At 37.5% G+C, this 16,418-nt stretch carries 15 protein-coding genes; 4 read left to right on the top strand and 11 right to left on the bottom strand.

Annotated features, from left to right (window positions below; translation table 11 throughout):
* Positions 1 to 149: 149 nt before the first annotated feature.
* Positions 150 to 1,343, top strand: coding sequence for a 4-hydroxy-3-methylbut-2-enyl diphosphate reductase (locus tag XEN7305_RS18635; protein ID WP_040898595.1), 1,194 nt, complete (start codon positions 150 to 152; stop codon positions 1,341 to 1,343).
* Between the two features lie 128 nt (positions 1,344 to 1,471).
* On the opposite strand, the gene XEN7305_RS18630 is transcribed toward XEN7305_RS18635, so the two are convergent.
* The 3 genes from XEN7305_RS18630 to chrA all read right to left on the bottom strand — a co-directional run bounded on the left by XEN7305_RS18630 (position 1,472) and on the right by chrA (position 3,459).
* Entirely contained in the window at positions 1,472 to 1,879 is a 408-nt protein-coding gene (locus tag XEN7305_RS18630; protein WP_006511045.1) for a PIN domain-containing protein, read from the bottom strand.
* On the bottom strand, positions 1,866 to 2,078 hold the full coding sequence (locus XEN7305_RS18625) for a type II toxin-antitoxin system VapB family antitoxin (protein ID WP_040898594.1): 213 nt from the start codon (positions 2,076 to 2,078) through the stop codon (positions 1,866 to 1,868). The genes XEN7305_RS18630 and XEN7305_RS18625 overlap by 14 nt, the downstream gene beginning before the upstream one ends.
* Positions 2,079 to 2,217: 139 nt before the next feature.
* Positions 2,218 to 3,459, bottom strand: coding sequence for a chromate efflux transporter (gene chrA / locus XEN7305_RS18620; RefSeq protein WP_006511043.1), 1,242 nt, complete (start codon positions 3,457 to 3,459; stop codon positions 2,218 to 2,220).
* 405 nt (positions 3,460 to 3,864) lie between these two features.
* On the opposite strand from chrA, the gene XEN7305_RS26905 reads away from it, so the two are divergent.
* Positions 3,865 to 5,376, top strand: a complete 1,512-nt coding sequence (locus XEN7305_RS26905; RefSeq protein WP_006511042.1) for a DUF3137 domain-containing protein — start codon at positions 3,865 to 3,867, stop codon at positions 5,374 to 5,376.
* 54 nt (positions 5,377 to 5,430) lie between these two features.
* Here XEN7305_RS26905 and XEN7305_RS18610 read toward each other — a convergent pair whose 3' ends face one another.
* The 6 genes from XEN7305_RS18610 to XEN7305_RS18585 form a co-directional block, all read right to left on the bottom strand.
* Positions 5,431 to 5,772: a hypothetical protein gene (locus XEN7305_RS18610; protein ID WP_006511041.1), complete on the bottom strand. Its 342-nt coding sequence runs from the start codon at positions 5,770 to 5,772 to the stop codon at positions 5,431 to 5,433.
* Between the two features lie 27 nt (positions 5,773 to 5,799).
* Positions 5,800 to 6,687, bottom strand: a complete 888-nt coding sequence (locus tag XEN7305_RS18605; protein WP_006511040.1) for an ABC transporter permease — start codon at positions 6,685 to 6,687, stop codon at positions 5,800 to 5,802.
* A gap of 116 nt (positions 6,688 to 6,803) precedes the next feature.
* Positions 6,804 to 7,823, bottom strand: coding sequence for a daunorubicin resistance protein DrrA family ABC transporter ATP-binding protein (locus tag XEN7305_RS18600; protein ID WP_006511039.1), 1,020 nt, complete (start codon positions 7,821 to 7,823; stop codon positions 6,804 to 6,806).
* Between the two features lie 282 nt (positions 7,824 to 8,105).
* Positions 8,106 to 8,444, bottom strand: a complete 339-nt coding sequence (locus XEN7305_RS18595; protein WP_144053320.1) for a hypothetical protein — start codon at positions 8,442 to 8,444, stop codon at positions 8,106 to 8,108.
* A gap of 98 nt (positions 8,445 to 8,542) precedes the next feature.
* Positions 8,543 to 9,115, bottom strand: coding sequence for a LemA family protein (locus XEN7305_RS18590; protein WP_006511037.1), 573 nt, complete (start codon positions 9,113 to 9,115; stop codon positions 8,543 to 8,545).
* Between the two features lie 144 nt (positions 9,116 to 9,259).
* Complete coding sequence (locus XEN7305_RS18585; RefSeq protein ID WP_006511036.1) at positions 9,260 to 10,600, bottom strand: DUF58 domain-containing protein; 1,341 nt, start codon at positions 10,598 to 10,600, stop codon at positions 9,260 to 9,262.
* 157 nt (positions 10,601 to 10,757) lie between these two features.
* Between XEN7305_RS18585 and XEN7305_RS18580 the strand changes: the two genes are divergently transcribed.
* Entirely contained in the window at positions 10,758 to 11,243 is a 486-nt protein-coding gene (locus tag XEN7305_RS18580) for a glutathione peroxidase (protein ID WP_006511035.1), read from the top strand.
* Between the two features lie 68 nt (positions 11,244 to 11,311).
* Here the strand turns inward: XEN7305_RS18580 and XEN7305_RS18575 are convergent, their stop codons facing one another.
* Positions 11,312 to 11,962 carry a Uma2 family endonuclease gene (locus XEN7305_RS18575; RefSeq protein WP_006511034.1) on the bottom strand — a complete coding sequence of 217 codons (651 nt, stop codon included), beginning with the start codon at positions 11,960 to 11,962 and terminating at the stop codon, positions 11,312 to 11,314.
* Between the two features lie 33 nt (positions 11,963 to 11,995).
* The gene (locus XEN7305_RS18570; protein WP_006511033.1) at positions 11,996 to 12,793 is read right to left on the bottom strand and encodes a PhzF family phenazine biosynthesis protein; all 798 of its coding nucleotides are present in this window, start codon (positions 12,791 to 12,793) and stop codon (positions 11,996 to 11,998) included.
* 131 nt (positions 12,794 to 12,924) lie between these two features.
* Here XEN7305_RS18570 and XEN7305_RS18565 point away from each other — a divergent pair, with 131 nt between their 5' ends.
* Entirely contained in the window at positions 12,925 to 16,134 is a 3,210-nt protein-coding gene (locus XEN7305_RS18565; RefSeq protein WP_006511032.1) for an alpha-mannosidase, read from the top strand.
* The last annotated feature ends 284 nt before the right edge of the window (positions 16,135 to 16,418 follow it).

The raw sequence follows: 16,418 nt of genomic DNA, 5'->3' as shown, positions 1-16,418 counted from the left end.
CAACTGCGCAGTGCATGTTAACTCATAAGGGTAATTTTAAGAATGACGCTAACAATAAGCCAAGATTTCCTCTGCCAGTCCAGATTTTAGTACAATGATTCTTTGAGAGTTTACCTGACGGGTTTTAGATATTGATAAGCAATAACATGATGGATACCAAAGCTTTTAAACGCTCCTTAAATCAATCGGACAACTACCATCGCAAAGGTTTTGGTCATGAGGCAGAAGTTACTGGCGTACTGAACGCTGAATATCAGAGCAATTTAATTCAAACCATTCGCGACAACAACTACCGTCTGCAACGAGGCAATGTCACAATCCGTTTAGCCGAAGCCTTTGGTTTTTGTTGGGGAGTCGAAAGAGCCGTGGCCATGGCCTATGAAACCCGTCAGCATTTTCCCACAGAAACTATTTGGATTACCAATGAGATTATCCATAATCCTTCGGTAAATGAACGTCTCAAAGAAATGAATGTGGGTTTTATCCCTGTTATTGATGGGGTTAAAGATTTTTCGGTGGTGAGCTCTGGAGAAGTGGTAATCCTACCAGCTTTTGGCGCTAGTGTAACTGAGATGCAATTGCTGAATGATAAAGGTTGCACAATTGTCGATACGACTTGTCCTTGGGTATCCAAAGTATGGAATTCGGTAGAGAAACATAAAAAACGTGATTGCACCTCCATTATTCACGGTAAGTATAAACATGAAGAAACGGTTGCTACCAGCTCATTTGCCGGAACCTATTTAGTAGTCTTAAATCTCGAACAAGCGAACTATGTGGCCGACTATATACTAAACGGTGGAGATAAAACAGAGTTTTTAGCTAAATTTGTTCATGCTCATTCAGAAGGATTTGATCCCGATCGCGATTTGGAAAAAGTGGGAGTCGCCAATCAAACTACCATGCTCAAAAGTGAAACCGAGCAAATTGGTAAATTATTTGAACAAACCATGCTTAAAAAATATGGCCCCTTAGAGTTGAACAACCATTTTATGAGTTTCAATACTATTTGTGATGCAACGCAAGAAAGACAAGATGCCATGTTAGATCTAGTGGAAGAAGATCTGTCTTTGATGCTAGTTATTGGTGGTTTCAACTCTTCTAACACTACTCATTTACAGGAAATCGCGATCGCGAAAAATTTCACGTCTTATCACATTGATAGTAGCGATCGCATTAAACCTGACAATACTATTGAACATAAACCACTGGAAAAAGATATAGAAGTCCAAGAGAATTGGCTCCCGAGCGGCAAAATTACCGTAGGCGTGACTTCTGGAGCTTCAACCCCGGATAAGGTTGTCGCTGATGCGATCGAGAAAATTTTTGCCCTGAAAAGATAAAAGTATTAAATAAGTATTGAACTTGCGATCACGTAGTGCCTGCAAAGCAGACCACGCAGTGCCTGCTTTGGCTGATCTTAGTATTTATTTCTAAGACTAAATACTACGTGATTGCGACTATTATATATCTAGTCGCTAAGACATAATTTTTTCTGTTTAAGAACTGTATGCTTTGAAATCGCTTCAAAATCTCTATCGCAATGATAGAGTGTTAAATGATTTTCTATGGCAAGAATAGAGATTGCACAATCGATATTGCTGCGAATAGTAATTCCTTTACGGCGCAGTTCAAAATAAAGTCGGGCTGAATTTTCCCAAATTGAGTCGTAATTTGGCATTAGATAGTTTTGACTGGCTAGATAAGAACTCATTTTTACCCATTCAACTTCATTTTTACATCCCTGCAATAGTTCCATCTTGGTAAATATAGGTAGATAGTAATCTCGTACAGCAATTATCTTTTTCAGCTTGGTTGCTTTAACTCTAGATTTATCCCGCAATACCTCAATCCAGATCGAAGTATCAATCAATAACATAACGATTGTTTCTCAAGGTATCCGTACTAAAATCTTCGATGAACTCAATTTCTCCTGCTAAATCGAAAAGGTCTTTTTTGCTATTTTTCTTAATTAATTCTGCTAAAGCAAAATTAACCAATTCCTTTTTAGTTCTTAATCCTGTAATAACAAATGCTTGCTCCACTAGTTGATCATCTAGATCTATATTAGTTTTCATACTTATGCACATAAAACACATTTTCATATACATTATATATATGATTTTCCTGTTTGGTTTTTCCCTGTTGAGTTTCCTCCTGTCTATGTAAGAATATATAAAGATAAAAGAAGGACGAATATTCGCCCTTTAAACAGGATTAATAAAGCAATAAACCAATAACTCCGGCAACAGGAATTATAAACACTACTTCGATGTTAAATTTCCAAATAGCAGCTAAGGACACCACAAAAATCCCCAAACTAACTATTTGTTCTTGCAATAGATCCATCGGCGCATCTTTGGCAACAATAAATCCTGCGATCACAATCATGCCAATTACCGCAGGTCGAATCCCCTTGAGTGCAGCCTGAATAATCACAGACCCCTTAATATGTTCCAATAAATGGGACATGGTAACCATCAACAAAGCAGGCGGAAAAAAGATCCCAACCGTAGAAACAATTGCCCCCCAAATACCCTGAACTTTGTAGCCAATAAACGCTGCACTAATAAGAATTGGGCCAGGAGTAATTTGTCCCATCGAGATCGCACTAGCAAATTCCTGCTGATTTAACCAACCAAAATTATTAACTACAATCTCTTGAATCATAGGAATAATCACATAACCGCCACCAAATAGCATCAGGCTCATTCCAGAAAAAGTCGTAAACAACTTGGCTAAGCTATCTTGACCCACAGGTAAAGGAAGGAAAGAAAATGACAAAAATACAGCAAGTATAATCAGAGGAATAATAATTGGTTTAAGAGCTAATGGCCCTTTTTCGGCAATGTCTTGTTTCGCTAGCTCTTTCGCTACTCGGCGACGATAGAGTAACCAACCAATAATCCCGGAACCACCAATGACAATAAAAGTAATATAAATACCACCAATGGTCTGTAGCAAGATGGCTGACACTCCCGCGATCGCAACTTCTCGCCATCCTTTTACCGCTTTTTTGCTCATGCGATAGGCAGCACTAATAATAATTGCGACAACTGCGGGAATAAATCCGGCCAAAATTCTATTAACTGCGGGAATGTCTCCTGCTTGTAAATAAACAATTGTCAAACCAACGACTAATAAAAAAGAAGGTAATAAAACAGCGGTTGTCGCGGCCAAAGCACCCAAACCACCACGCAAACGATAGCCAACATAAGCCACCACATTAGCGGCTACGGGGCCAGGTAACACACTAGCGAGGGAAATTCCGTCCAACATATCTTCGTGATTCAGCAATTTACGTCGTTCCACAATAATATTTTCGATCACGGAAACCAAAGCCATAAAACCGCCAAAAGCAGTACTACCTATTTTGAGAAAATTTCCAAATAAATAAACTAAAGATACTTTCTCGGGCTTTGAATACTCTTGAGGGTTGAGATTTGCATTATCAATCATTTTTTTAAGCAGTAGGATGTGAAGGGAAAGCAAAAATTAAAGGGTAAAAATTTAGGAAAATGTCTCTGGCTTACAGCTTAGTGTTTGGCGATTTTAAATTTCTCACCAGCAACAAGAACTGCTATAAATTATTATTGCCTCAAACTTATAAATTCTTATGTGCGGGAAAAACTCTCATATTATTAGTTTTACTACGACCTAAAAATTCCTATTTTAAGCTTAGCTGTAGAACTCGACGAAACTTAAGGTGATTGTGAGGGAAAGGTTTTAAGTATGGGATAAATATCGAGCTCTCTCCTTTTTGCATTCGAGGTCCTGTGAATTACAAATACTATTTGGGAAGACTATGCTTACAGTTGGCTGAAAAATAGTAACGCTCAGCAAAAAAGCTCAGCAAATATCATTGTGAATCAGCAAGAAATCCAAGGATTATTTATTAAAGGCGATCGCGCTTTGCAAACCGGTGATTATGCGCAGGCTATTGAACTTTTCGAGCAACTATCCCGAGAAATAGATGTTAGTTCTCCTCATTATTTTCATATTCAAAGAGGATTAGCTAAAGCTTATTATCAAAACCAAGCCATAGATAAAGCGATCGCATTATGTACAGAGATAATTGCTAACTCTTCATCCGGTAATCGTCTCTGGGGTGAACAATTGTTAGCAACCATCACAGGAGAATCAATAGCTGAAAAGATAACAGATACAGAATCAGACCCCAACAAAAAACAGGCGTCTAAACCGATAAAACTAAAAAGCCTGACGGAATTTAAAAACTATTGTCGAGCTAATTTATTACCGCAGCTCAAAGAATTAGAACACAAAAGAATCCAAGCACTGATTAGCATTATCATCTCAGGAATTATCTGTATATTATTATCAGGTGCAATCTCCTACTGGTTAACTTTTTTTCTAATACCCAAAGATTCTTTTTCGATCTTTTTTCTTATGGGATTAGTTTGTTTATTTCCTGTTTGGTTAATTTTTTGTCGTTCTTGTATCCAAGTATATGGACTAGGTTTCAAAAGAAAAATAATTGAAAAAATAGTAAATTTCATTGATAGCAATAATACTTTAGACTACGCTTCCCATCTATTCCTTTTAGATCAACATCATACTGAAGCATGTTTTCGTCATAGTCAACTTTTTAACAAAAATACAGAAATCCCCAATTTTTTAGAACAAGAAGATTGTATTTACGGAAAAGTTGGTGACACAGATATTTTTTTTGCCGAGATTTTAGTAGAGAGAACATCTAGTCTAAAAGAGAGATTCACCGCTAATCTTAGTGATTTATCACCAAAAATAGGCTCTAATAATCCAGTAATCAGAACCTGCTGGCAAACATTTTCCCTGATTCTCAATACAATACTTTATCTGATAGTTTTGGTAATTAAGTTAGAGCAAACAGAAAGTATAAGACAAAAAAAACCATATCCTTCAGAACTAACTTATAAACCATCCAAGACCAAAATTTTCAGAGGACTTTTCTTTGTTGCTAAATTCCCCAAGAAATTTGAAAGTAGAATTTTTATTTTGCCTAAAACCTTTACAAATAAAATATATAAACAATCGTGGCGAGGACAAACAATAAGGTTAGAAGATCCAGAACTCAATCAGATGTTTGATATTTATGGAGACTCTCAACTGGAATCTCGTTTTATTTTATCTACTAGTTTAATGAATAGACTAGTGAACTTTCAGAAAAAAGCTAACAGAAAAGTACATATATCCTTTGTTGACGGTCATGTATGCATTGCCATTCGCTACCACCACAATCTTTTTGAACCAAAGATTTTCACTAGCATGTTATCTTTTGCACCTCTGCGAGAATATTTTGAAAGTCTACAATTGATGATTGGGATCGTGCAAGATTTAAATCTCAATCAAAAAATATGGCAAACAGAAAATGGGTAATGGGCAGAGACGTAGTATGCTACGTCTCTACATACATGTATGAAAAAACTATTTCTATTCAACAATAGCCCCTTCAACTTCATTTTGATTGCGATATTGCTGTAGAATTCTTTCCTGTTGTAAACGCCTATATTCTGCTGCCGAATTTTGGATTTGTCCTTGGGATTGTTCGTTAAATTCTTCGGCACTTAGGCCACCACTAAGGTTGGCTCTGTGAATTAGATCCATAGGATTGATACCTGTGATTCCATCACCATACAGAGCATCTTTTTCCCCAGATTGATAGCCTTGATCATTGGGATCTACATATTGAGATCTAGCGGTTGAAGCTAAGCTGAAAGCAACAGCAACACCTAAACCTAAAGCGATCGCTATTTGAGAGAGTGGATTTTTCATAATAAATAAAAAGTTAAAAGATTTTTTTTAGGCAAAACGACGACGTAACAAAGGTTGAATAGTTAATAAGACTAAAGCATCAAAAGCTAGTAACACTAGGATAACACCTGCAAAACTAACCGATGTCCAAGGAGTATCCATTACGATACTGCTAATTGCCCAATCTCCGTGGGAGTAGAGATAACGAATTGGTTCGATCGCGTAGGTTAAAGGATTGAGACTCGCTACGACCTGTAGCCAACCTGCCATAAAATCTAATGGTGCGAGAGCTGTACTAGCAAACAAAAGCGGTAAGTTAGTGACAAAAATCACCGCAATCAGTTCAATGTGACCAGGAAGGGCAAAGGCTAAGCCCAAACTTAAAGCTGTGACTCCCAAGACCACCAGAAAGACAATTAAAGCGATCGCGCTTAATCCCGCCAGATTAGGGAATCCCGCACCCAAAAAAGCACTAGCAACAATAATTACTGCCGTTTGGATAAAACTCAGGGCAATAATATAGATTGTAGAAGCGGCCACAATCGAGTAGCGTGAGGCCAAAGGCGCAACTAATAAGCGATTGAGAAAACCAAATTCGCGATCAAACATTACAGGCAATCCAGCATTCAAAGCTCCCGAAAAAGCAGTAAACACAATCACTCCTGGGGCCAGGAATTTTGCATAACTAAGATCATCTCCAAATAAACCTTGAGGAGCGTTGCTAAACAAAGCCCCAAAAAGAATCAACCACATAAAAGGTTGAATAACTCCTGCAATCAAAGTCGAAGGACGACGTTGTAGTTGAATAAAGAGACGTTTGGTTTGGGCTAATGTTTCCTGAATAAAGTCCCCAACAGGACTACTAACAAATTCAGGCTCTTGACTAACGTTGGAATCTGGGGCTAAAACAGAATTTAACTCTTTAGTTGTTACCATATTTGTTTCTTCTCTAACCTGCTGTGAGCTCTTCAATCATTGTAATATTGTTCTCGTGATTGGAAATCACTAATAATAAAGTATTTACCCATTACCCATTACCCATTACCCATTGCTCATTTCATCTGCAATTTTTTCTCTTTCTTAAGATCCCTCGTTCCCGCAGCCGCCATTTCTGCATCTAAAATCGTTTGACCTGTCGCTGCAAGGTAAACATCATCCAAACTAGGACGAGATTGGGAAAGACTAAAAGTTGGCAATTCTACGACCGACAAGGCTTGTTCTATTTTACTGAGAACGTTATTTTCTCCTTGAACAATCAGATTTAAGGCATTGCCTCGGGAAGGATTAACAATGACAGTTTTAACAAAGCCCAAAGATTCTAAAAGAGATTTGGCTTGAGTCGCTTCTTCTTTGGGAGTAAATTCTCGGATTCTCAGGGTCACGCGATCGCCACCAACTTTGTCTTTCAGCTCAGAAGGCGTCCCTTCTGCGATCACAACTCCTTTATCGATGATTGCTAGGCGATCGGCTAAAGCATCAATTTCCTCTAAATAGTGACTGGTAATTAACACAGTTGTACCAGCTGCTTTAAGTTGACGCAAAAAGTCCCACAACACCATCCGACTTTCTATATCTAAACCCACTGTCGGTTCATCTAAAACCAGAACTTCTGGTTGATGTAACAACCCCGCAGCTAAATCCAATCGTTTCCGCATTCCCCCAGAATAGGTACCAGCTTTTTTATCGGCATATTCTTGCAACCCCAGGGTTTCTATTAGTTGGGGAATCCGCTGTTTACTTCTGGCCTTGGGAATATGGTAGAGTGCGGCTTGCAATTCTAATAATTCCTTTCCTGTGAGCATTTTGTCGATCGCGACTTCTTGGGCAATATAACCCAATCTACGCCGGGCTTCCCGGGGATTATTCACCGCAGAAACTCCCCCGACTTCAATTTTGCCTTGATCTGGTTTCGTCAGAGTACACAGACAACGAATTGTCGTCGTTTTCCCAGCACCATTGGGGCCGAGTAAACCAAAGATCTCTCCTTGGGGAACTGTAAACGAGATGTCCTTTAATGCTTGAACATCTCCGTAGTTTTTTTGTAGTTTTTCTATAGAAACGGCAACGGCCATAAAACTTTAATCATCTGGAGCTTTCTTTTGATTATTGTAATAGAGAATGATAAGGCGATGGATACATTATTGGTGATCAAACTTTGAAGACTAAAACATTCTGTACTATGATTGGGCAGTTCCCTGCATTACTAAATCGACAGCAATTATCATTTTGAAACCTTAAGTGGAGAAAAGAGAGGATACAAGATAAGAATTGCTGCTAAAGTTCCTTTTGCCGAATCTATCGGCGCATTATGATGTAACAGTCGGACAAATTGATCAGATGAACTACTTTACTCCTTAGTCCATGTTTGAAATTAAATCCTCAATATCCCTTTGAAAAGAATGAATTGACAGCCCATTTAAATCGTAACTGCATTCAAAATAAGGCTCTCTATCGTGGTTTTTTAATCCAATCATTCTTACGTCTATTGTGGCAATTCTAGGATTAGAAAACACTGTTATTTCTAGTTTTGACTTGTTGCTTTGATAAAAATAGCAGGGCACTTCCACAAGATGTACGCTGGTTTTACGTAACTTGCGATTTAGAAAATCAACCACCAAAGAAAAGTTGTGATCAATAGTCTGCATTGTTTGTTTGTTTAATCCTGTCATGAGTCTAAATTGAGCAATTGCCAAAAATACACTTAAATAATACTGAATATCTCGAAGAAAATGTTCATAAATTATTATAAAGAAGCATCTTGCATTAGAAATATTAACTTCTCTCACTTCTATCAATTGATAAAAATCCGATCCACATCAATATTTTGTCTTTCTGCTGCTGTCGCCACAAAAACATCCTTGATGCGATATCCCATCATATTCGCAATGATATTACTAGGAAACATTTCCAGAGCATTGTTATATTCGGTGACAGCGGTATTAAAAAATCTTCGGGCCGCAGAAATTTGTTCTTCTACTTCAGTCAAAGTCCCCAATAACTGACTGATATGTTGATCAGACTTTAATTCAGGATAATTTTCAATCATTGCCAAGATATTACCCATGGTGCGAGAAATTTGATTTTCTAGAACTAATCTGCGGTCTTGTGAAAGATTACCCGTCATTACTTGCGATCGCAATCTGGTGATTTCAGCCAAAGTCTTTTGTTCAAATTGCATATGTTGTTTGACAACAGCAACCAAATTGGGAATGAGATCACATCTTTTTTTCAGTAAAACATCCACGCTGGAAAAAGAACGATTTACTTGATTTTTCCTGATTACTAAACTGTTATATATGGAGATTCCAGTAATACCAATAATAACAATGACAAATAATAAAACGATTAAAGTAATTCCTAACATCGGTTTCCTAAAAAGTATGATGAGTAGTTGTGTAAAATAATTCTATGAGGGAATAGGGAATAGGGAACGGGGAACAGAAATCAAATAATGTGTCATCGATTCTGCTTAGGTACTTAAATATAATTCCCTAATTTTCATAATTCCCTAATTTTCAATTTTTAATTTCATCAAGCCTTCTTGTATTTTTCCCAAATGTAATGAATGTATTTTTCCCAAATCAAAATCATCGATGCTTTCTTGTTGATCTGTAACCACTAAAACCAAGGTAGGGATATTAAACTCCTGAAGATTGCGAATTAATTTTTTCCGAGCTTCATCCCAACGCATCAAGATACAAATACAGCCACTCAACAAAGAAACTCGATTCATCACCGTCGTAGTCAAACTTTCAAAAGACGTATCCTGACAAGTCTTAACTGCTGCCAAGATTTCTAGCATTTTTTCTGTTGTCCCCAATCCTCTCCCTGCCGTAAAACAATAAGCTTGATCTGCGACAAACATCAAATCCAATAAGGATTCCTGAGTCTGAAAATCACAAGCAAAAGAAGCCGCAACAGATACAGTTTCCTCCATAATTTCGCTATATTCATTCGAGTCGAAATTATCCAAAATCAAGGCATGACGGACAAAAAACTGTTCTCGTTCTTCTCTGACAATCGGTTTATTGGTTTTGGCCCAACTTCGCCAATGAATTTTTCGCAAAGGATCACCAGGGCGATAATCTCGTAATGAAACAAATTCTTCTGAATCACCCACAGCAGCAGCTAAAGAAGTACTTCCCGATTGAGCTTTTCTCATGCCAGGAAGTTCCAAACGTGGCACTTGATAGCGTTTTGGTAAAATCAACAAAGATTGTTTGAGCGTAATAGTTTTACAAGCATTAAATAGAGCAAAAGGATCAGGGCGTGCAATAGTCATCCCAGTTAATTCGATAATGCCCCTAGCGGTAGGTTCAATTTCCATCACAACCTTAGTTTTGCCATGAGCTTGAATAGTGGGAATATCAAAGACTTTGGTCGTAGCTTTGGTTCTGCGATTAACTAATTTCCGCCAACGATAATATAAATAAGAAATAGAGGTAAAACGATATTTATTTGTAGAAACAGCATGGCTAAATTCTGTATAACTAGGGCAAGAATCAGCGAAATTTTCTTTTAAACTTAAGCCCTTTTGTATTTTGTCCGTTTGATTTTCAACAAGAACTGAATATTGCAACTTCACGCCCACAGTTCCGAATCGAGGAAGAGTACGAGTTACAACAAGACGAGCAGCAAAGCGCAGACTAAACAAGATTGCGATCGCCAAAGCTGCCAGCAAAAAGGCAAATACTTGATATGCCATAGTTAGTCGGGTATCAATTCCGACAATGGCAGAGATCAGCAAACAAATAATAATTCCCTTACCCAGAACTGTAAATCTCCTGTTGAGCCATTGCTTCAACCTATGGAGCGATCGGAATAGATGATAGGGGGTTTTGTAACTCATAACTCTTATCCCAAGTTGGGAATTCTATCTTGGCACAGAAATGAGGGGAAAAATGCGGCATGGTGTTGTGAGCCAAATTGCATTTCTTTCTTGTAGCTTCAGTGATAAAGTTACCATTGATATATTGAATAAACTTTTTGGTTGAGAACAAGAAAACATGAGTGCTACTGTATCTGACATCAAAGTCAAAACTATTAACGGTTTAGAAAAGAAATTAGCTGAATATTCGGGAAACGTACTACTAATCGTCAATGTAGCTTCCTATTGCGGCTATACCCCTCAATATTCAGGTTTAGAAGAACTTAACCAAAAATATGGATCTCAAGGACTGAAGGTTCTAGGTTTTCCTTGTAATGATTTCGGAGCGCAAGAACCAGGAAGTAACAACGAAATTGCCCAGTTTTGTGAGACAAAATATGGTGTTACTTTCGAGATGTTTGATAAGGTCGCAGCCCTTGGTGCTAGTAAACATCCTCTCTATGCAACTCTTACCAGTTCTGTGGAGCCTCAAGGGGATGTCGCTTGGAACTTTGAGAAGTTTTTAATTAGTAAACAAGGAGAAGTTGTTGCTAGATTCAAAAGCGGCGTTGCACCTAGCGACTCTAGTTTAATTGCTGCTATTGAGGCTGAATTAGCCAAGTAATCATTGACCATTAATCATTAATCATTGATTATTTAATAACTACGAAGTTAGTTATCAGGCATATTTAGTTATTGCTTTTGTTCAATTAAGGTAATAACTAATTGTCTGAATTCTTTAATTGTTCTATTACGGCCATTTGCTTTTGCCTTCGCTAAATATTCAGGGATAATCTCAAGTAAAGGAATACCTGCAAAGATGGAGCTAAATTTAGATTTTAGATAAACACCATCTCGTAAGATATCGATCTTTAACTGGCCTTTTTCAAATCGCCACAATTCAGCAACTCCCAACTTCGCATAAATACTAAGGTTGCTTCGGGATGTCACTTCCACTTCAATAGCCAAGTCTGGAGGTGGGTCAACTGTCAGGTCTATCCTATCTTTACCTCTCACGGCTAATGAATTTTGGATGTAAAAACAATTGTCAGGCTCAATTCCTTGAAGCATAATTTTGTTTTTAAAAGTTGTTGACCCCAAAGACCAAAATTCCATATCTGATTCTTCCAACAGAATCTCAACTAAGTTGGTAATCAAGACCTTGTTAACTTCATGTTCTGGCAATGGCGTCATAATAGATAAAATTCCGTTATCATAGGCGATTCTAGAACTGCGACTTTCTCCCAAATCTTCGAGAATTGCTTCAAACTCTGACCAAGCGATATCCCGTAAAACGACAGTTTGTCCCGGAGGAACAACGATTTTCTTAACTTCTAATAACATAATATTTACTACTTATTACTTATTACTTATTACTCAATCCCAAAGCTCTCCCTTCATTACCGTAACAGCTTGCCCCTGTAGAAAAACCCTAGCCCCTCCATCATATTTAACTTTTACCACACCCCCACGAGCAGAAGCTTGATAAGCAGTAAATTCATTTTTCTGTAATTTGCTGTGCCAAAAAGGAGCCAGGCAACAATGGGCAGCACCTGTCACTGGATCTTCATCAATTCCCAATCCTGGAGCAAAAAAGCGAGAAACAAAATCATATTCGCTATCAGTTTCTCCTATACTTGTCACAATTACATCAGGCATAGCTAAACTCTTTAGCAAGGAAAAATTTGGTTGTAAATTACTGACAATAGATGCTGATTCTACTTCCACCAAATACCCGAGAGAGTTTTTAACTGTTGTTATAATATTTGCTCCTAAAGCAGTTACTAATTCTGGTGGTGGAGTTGTAACTTCTGAAAAATTTGCTGGAAAGTCCAACTCGATCCAATCTCCTTGTAAGCGAGCTTTTAATAAACCACTTTTGGTCTGGAAATTCGCGATTTCTTCTGGTTGTAAATATCCCTCTGCCCATAAAGTATGGGCGCTAGCTAAAGTCGCATGACCACATAAGGGAACTTCGGTTGTGGGAGTAAACCAACGCAGATTGAAACCAGATTCTTGCTTGAGAATAAATGCAGTTTCCGAAAGGTTCATTTCTCTGGCAATTAGTTGCATCCATTCTGCACTTTGAGGTTTTTCTAGGACACATACCGCAGCAGGGTTCCCTTTAAAAGGAGTATTGGTAAAAGCGTCTACTTGAATTATTTTTTGATTCATATGATAGGTTTTAGGTTTTAGGTTTTAGGAGAAATTTAACGAAAAATCAAGAAGTCAGGTCGCAAAATTTTGATTTGATGATTTATATTTGATTGTAAAACTTATTACTTATTACTTATTATTTATTACTTATGACTAATAGTGATCTCAATATTATTGAAAATGCGATCGCAAAATTAAGGGCTCAGACTCAATTAGATATCCAAGATAATTGGCATTATGATCCAGAATTTAATCCTCAACAAGATTTAAAAGCAATTAAGTTAGAAAATAAGCAAAAAGCAAAACTTAATGAGAACAAGTACATTGTATTTCCCAAAGGCAGACAAATCAGATGGCTAGTCCAAAAAATAAAGGTTCCTCAATGCTTAAAAGATTATCCTTTACCTGGATTAATTTTACGGTTAGTGTTGACTTGGTGGGCAGAAGATACTCGAATATTTGTCAATGGCAAACTGCTACAAGAGGGTGATTTATTTGATTCTTCGGCTAGAGTTTTAATTACAAATAATGCTATTGCTGGAGAAGAATTTTTAGTCGCTATTCGTTTAGTAAGTCCTAATCATGATATTGGGGCTTTGATGCGATCGCATTTAGTTTACGAAAAAGATAATTCCCAACTGGAACTTCAACTAGATCCTGGCCTAGTCGCTAATGAACTTAGTGTCTTAGCCAAATATATTACCAAATTTGAACCAGAGAAAGTACCAGATTTTCTAGTAGAAATCAAACAAATAGACTGGAATATTTTTCATAATATGGCAGAGGCAGATCGTCATTTAGATAGTATTCGCCAAAATCTGCTACCTCTAGCAAAAAACATTAAACAAAGAGAATTTAATCTACTAGGACATGCCCATCTCGATATGGCATGGTTATGGACAACAGCAGAAGCTTACGAAGTTGCGCAACGTACTTTTAAATCTGTACTAAATTTACAACAAGATTATCCTACACTTACTTTTTGCCACACTAGCCCGGCATTGTATCAATGGATTGAAGAAAATTGTCCGGATATATTTACCGCAATTCAAGATTCAATTCGACAAAATAAATGGGAAGCTGTTGGCGGAATGTGGATCGAACCAGAGGTCAATATTATAAGTGGAGAATCGATTATTCGTCAGTTATTATATGGGCAAAAATATCATCTAGAAAAATTTGGTAGTAGGACAAAAATTGCTTGGCTGCCCGACAGTTTTGGTTTTCCTTGGCAATTCCCTCAGCTATTACAACAATGCGGTATTGATTATTTTGTGACGAGTAAACTCCATTGGAATGATACAACCAAATTTCCCCATGGTTGTTTCTGGTGGGAATCTCCTGATGGGACAAAGCTCTTGACTCTGATGGCTCCTCCTAATGTTGCAGGTGTTATGGATACCAACCCAATTACCATGACTAATCATGCTGTGGAGTGGGAAAGTCAAACGGGATTGCAAGATATCTTATGGTTACCTGGGGTGGGGGATCATGGAGGGGGGCCGACAAGAGATATGTTAGATGTTGCCGCATTATGGCAAAAGTCGCCTTTTTTCCCTGATATAAAATTTACCACCGCAACAGAATACTTAGATAAGGTTTCTAAAAAGTCTCCCAATAATAAGATTCCTGATGAGTCAACTGAGTCAACAATTGATAGCATTCAACATCCAGTATTTCCAATTCATAATTCAGAACTATATTTAGAATTGCATCGTGGTTGTTATACGACCCATGCAGAACAAAAAAGATTTAATCGCTATTGTGAAAATTTACTTTATCAGGCTGAGTTGTTCGCAACTTTAGGAAGTTTGACTAATCGGAGTGAGCAGCATGAAGCAAAATTTCTATCTTGGCAAGATGAAATAGAAAAAGCTTGGAAAAAAGTATTATTTAATCAATTTCATGACATTCTGCCTGGAACATCTATTCCCGAAGTGTTTACTGAAGCTAATCAAGAATGGGACGAGGCGGTGAATATTGGGGAAAGAGTTTTACGGCAATCTTTAGAGGCGATCGCGTCTTTTATCAAACTCCCTGATCCACCAACTCCTGATGCTAAAGCGATAGTTATCTTTAATGCTCTTAACTGGATGCGATCACAAATAGTCTCTATTCCCATGCAACAAGAATACTATCAAGTTTACGATCTAGAGCGGAATCCTATCCCATGCCAGATCACAGATAATAATCAATTACTATTTACCGCCAAAGATATTCCTTCTGTTGGTTATTCTGTATATTGGTTATCGCCAATCTTAGAAGCAGAATATATTACATTTCAACAAAAGAAAGAGCTAAAACTAACTCATAAAAAATACAGCCTAGAAAACAAATATTTAAGTGTGGAGATCAATCCAGAAACGGGAGACTTAAATAGTATTTATGACAAGATTAATCGACAGGAAATATTATCAGGACAAGGTAATCAACTACAGTCTTTTACCGATAAAGGACAATATTGGGATGCTTGGAATATCGATCCAGAATATGAACAAAAAGCACTACCAGAAGCAAGCCTAAAATCAATTCAATGGTTAGATCAAGGAATAATACAACAAAGTATTAGAGTAGTCAGAATTATTGGGCAATCAGAATTCATTCAAGATTATATATTAGAGGCTAATTCTCCAGCCTTGAAAATATCTACCACAGTAGATTGGCAAGAAACCCATGTACTCGTCAAAGCGGCTTTTCCTCTGACGATAGAAAGTGATTATGCTACCTATGAAATAGCCTGTGGTGCCATAGAACGCCCCACAAAACCCCAAACAGTCGCAGAAAAGGCTAAATGGGAAACCTCGGCCCTAAAATGGGTAGATCTAACAGATCAGACCCAAAAATATGGCGTAAGTTTACTCAACGATTGTAAATATGGTTATGACATTAAACCTAGCCAAATTAGAATTACCTTGTTGCGTTCTCCTCTGTGGCCAGATCCCAATTCCGACAGAGGAAAGCATCAGTTTACCTATGCTATCTATCCCCACAGAGATAGTTGGCAGCAGGCACGAACAGTGCACAAAGCTTATGAGCTCAATATTCATTTACAAATAGTAGCAGCAAGTCAAGAAAATCAAGAAAATTCCTATCTTGACTCTGGGTTAAGTTTTCTCAATTTGTCAGCAGATAATTTAATTTTAATGGCTTTTAAGGGAGCAGAAAATACGGAAAAACAAGCTGGAAGCGATGTTATTTTACGCTATTATGAATGTCATGGGGAAGTAGCCAATTTGGCTTTGAAAAGTAATTTAGGATTGGCAATTAGCAGTGAAGTAAATTGTCTGGAAGAGAAAAATAATCAAACAGTGAATCTTTCTATTGATCCTTGGAAGGTGAAAAGTTTTAAATTGAATTGAAATTGGATATAGTAATCATTTTGCTCCTGGAACACAATAAATCTGCACTTTAGGGAATTGGGAATTGGGAATCGGGAATCGGGAATCGGGAATCGGGAATAGAGGAAAATTAATCCTCAACACACTTGCATATTTAATTTTCAATTTTCCCCCATTCGAGGACAAGCAATTTTGGCGTTGCTGATTTAAAACATGAAAGAATTTTGGACTAATCTTCTTTGCTTCTTTCTTTGCGTCTTTGCGCCTTTGCGCGAAACGAATTCATATCTGGATTCAGCAACGCC

Source organism: Xenococcus sp. PCC 7305 (genome assembly GCF_000332055.1).
Lineage (GTDB): Bacteria > Cyanobacteriota > Cyanobacteriia > Cyanobacteriales > Xenococcaceae > Xenococcus.
The sequence above is the reverse complement of the archived record's forward strand: the minus strand, read 5'-3'. Positions and strand labels throughout refer to the sequence as shown.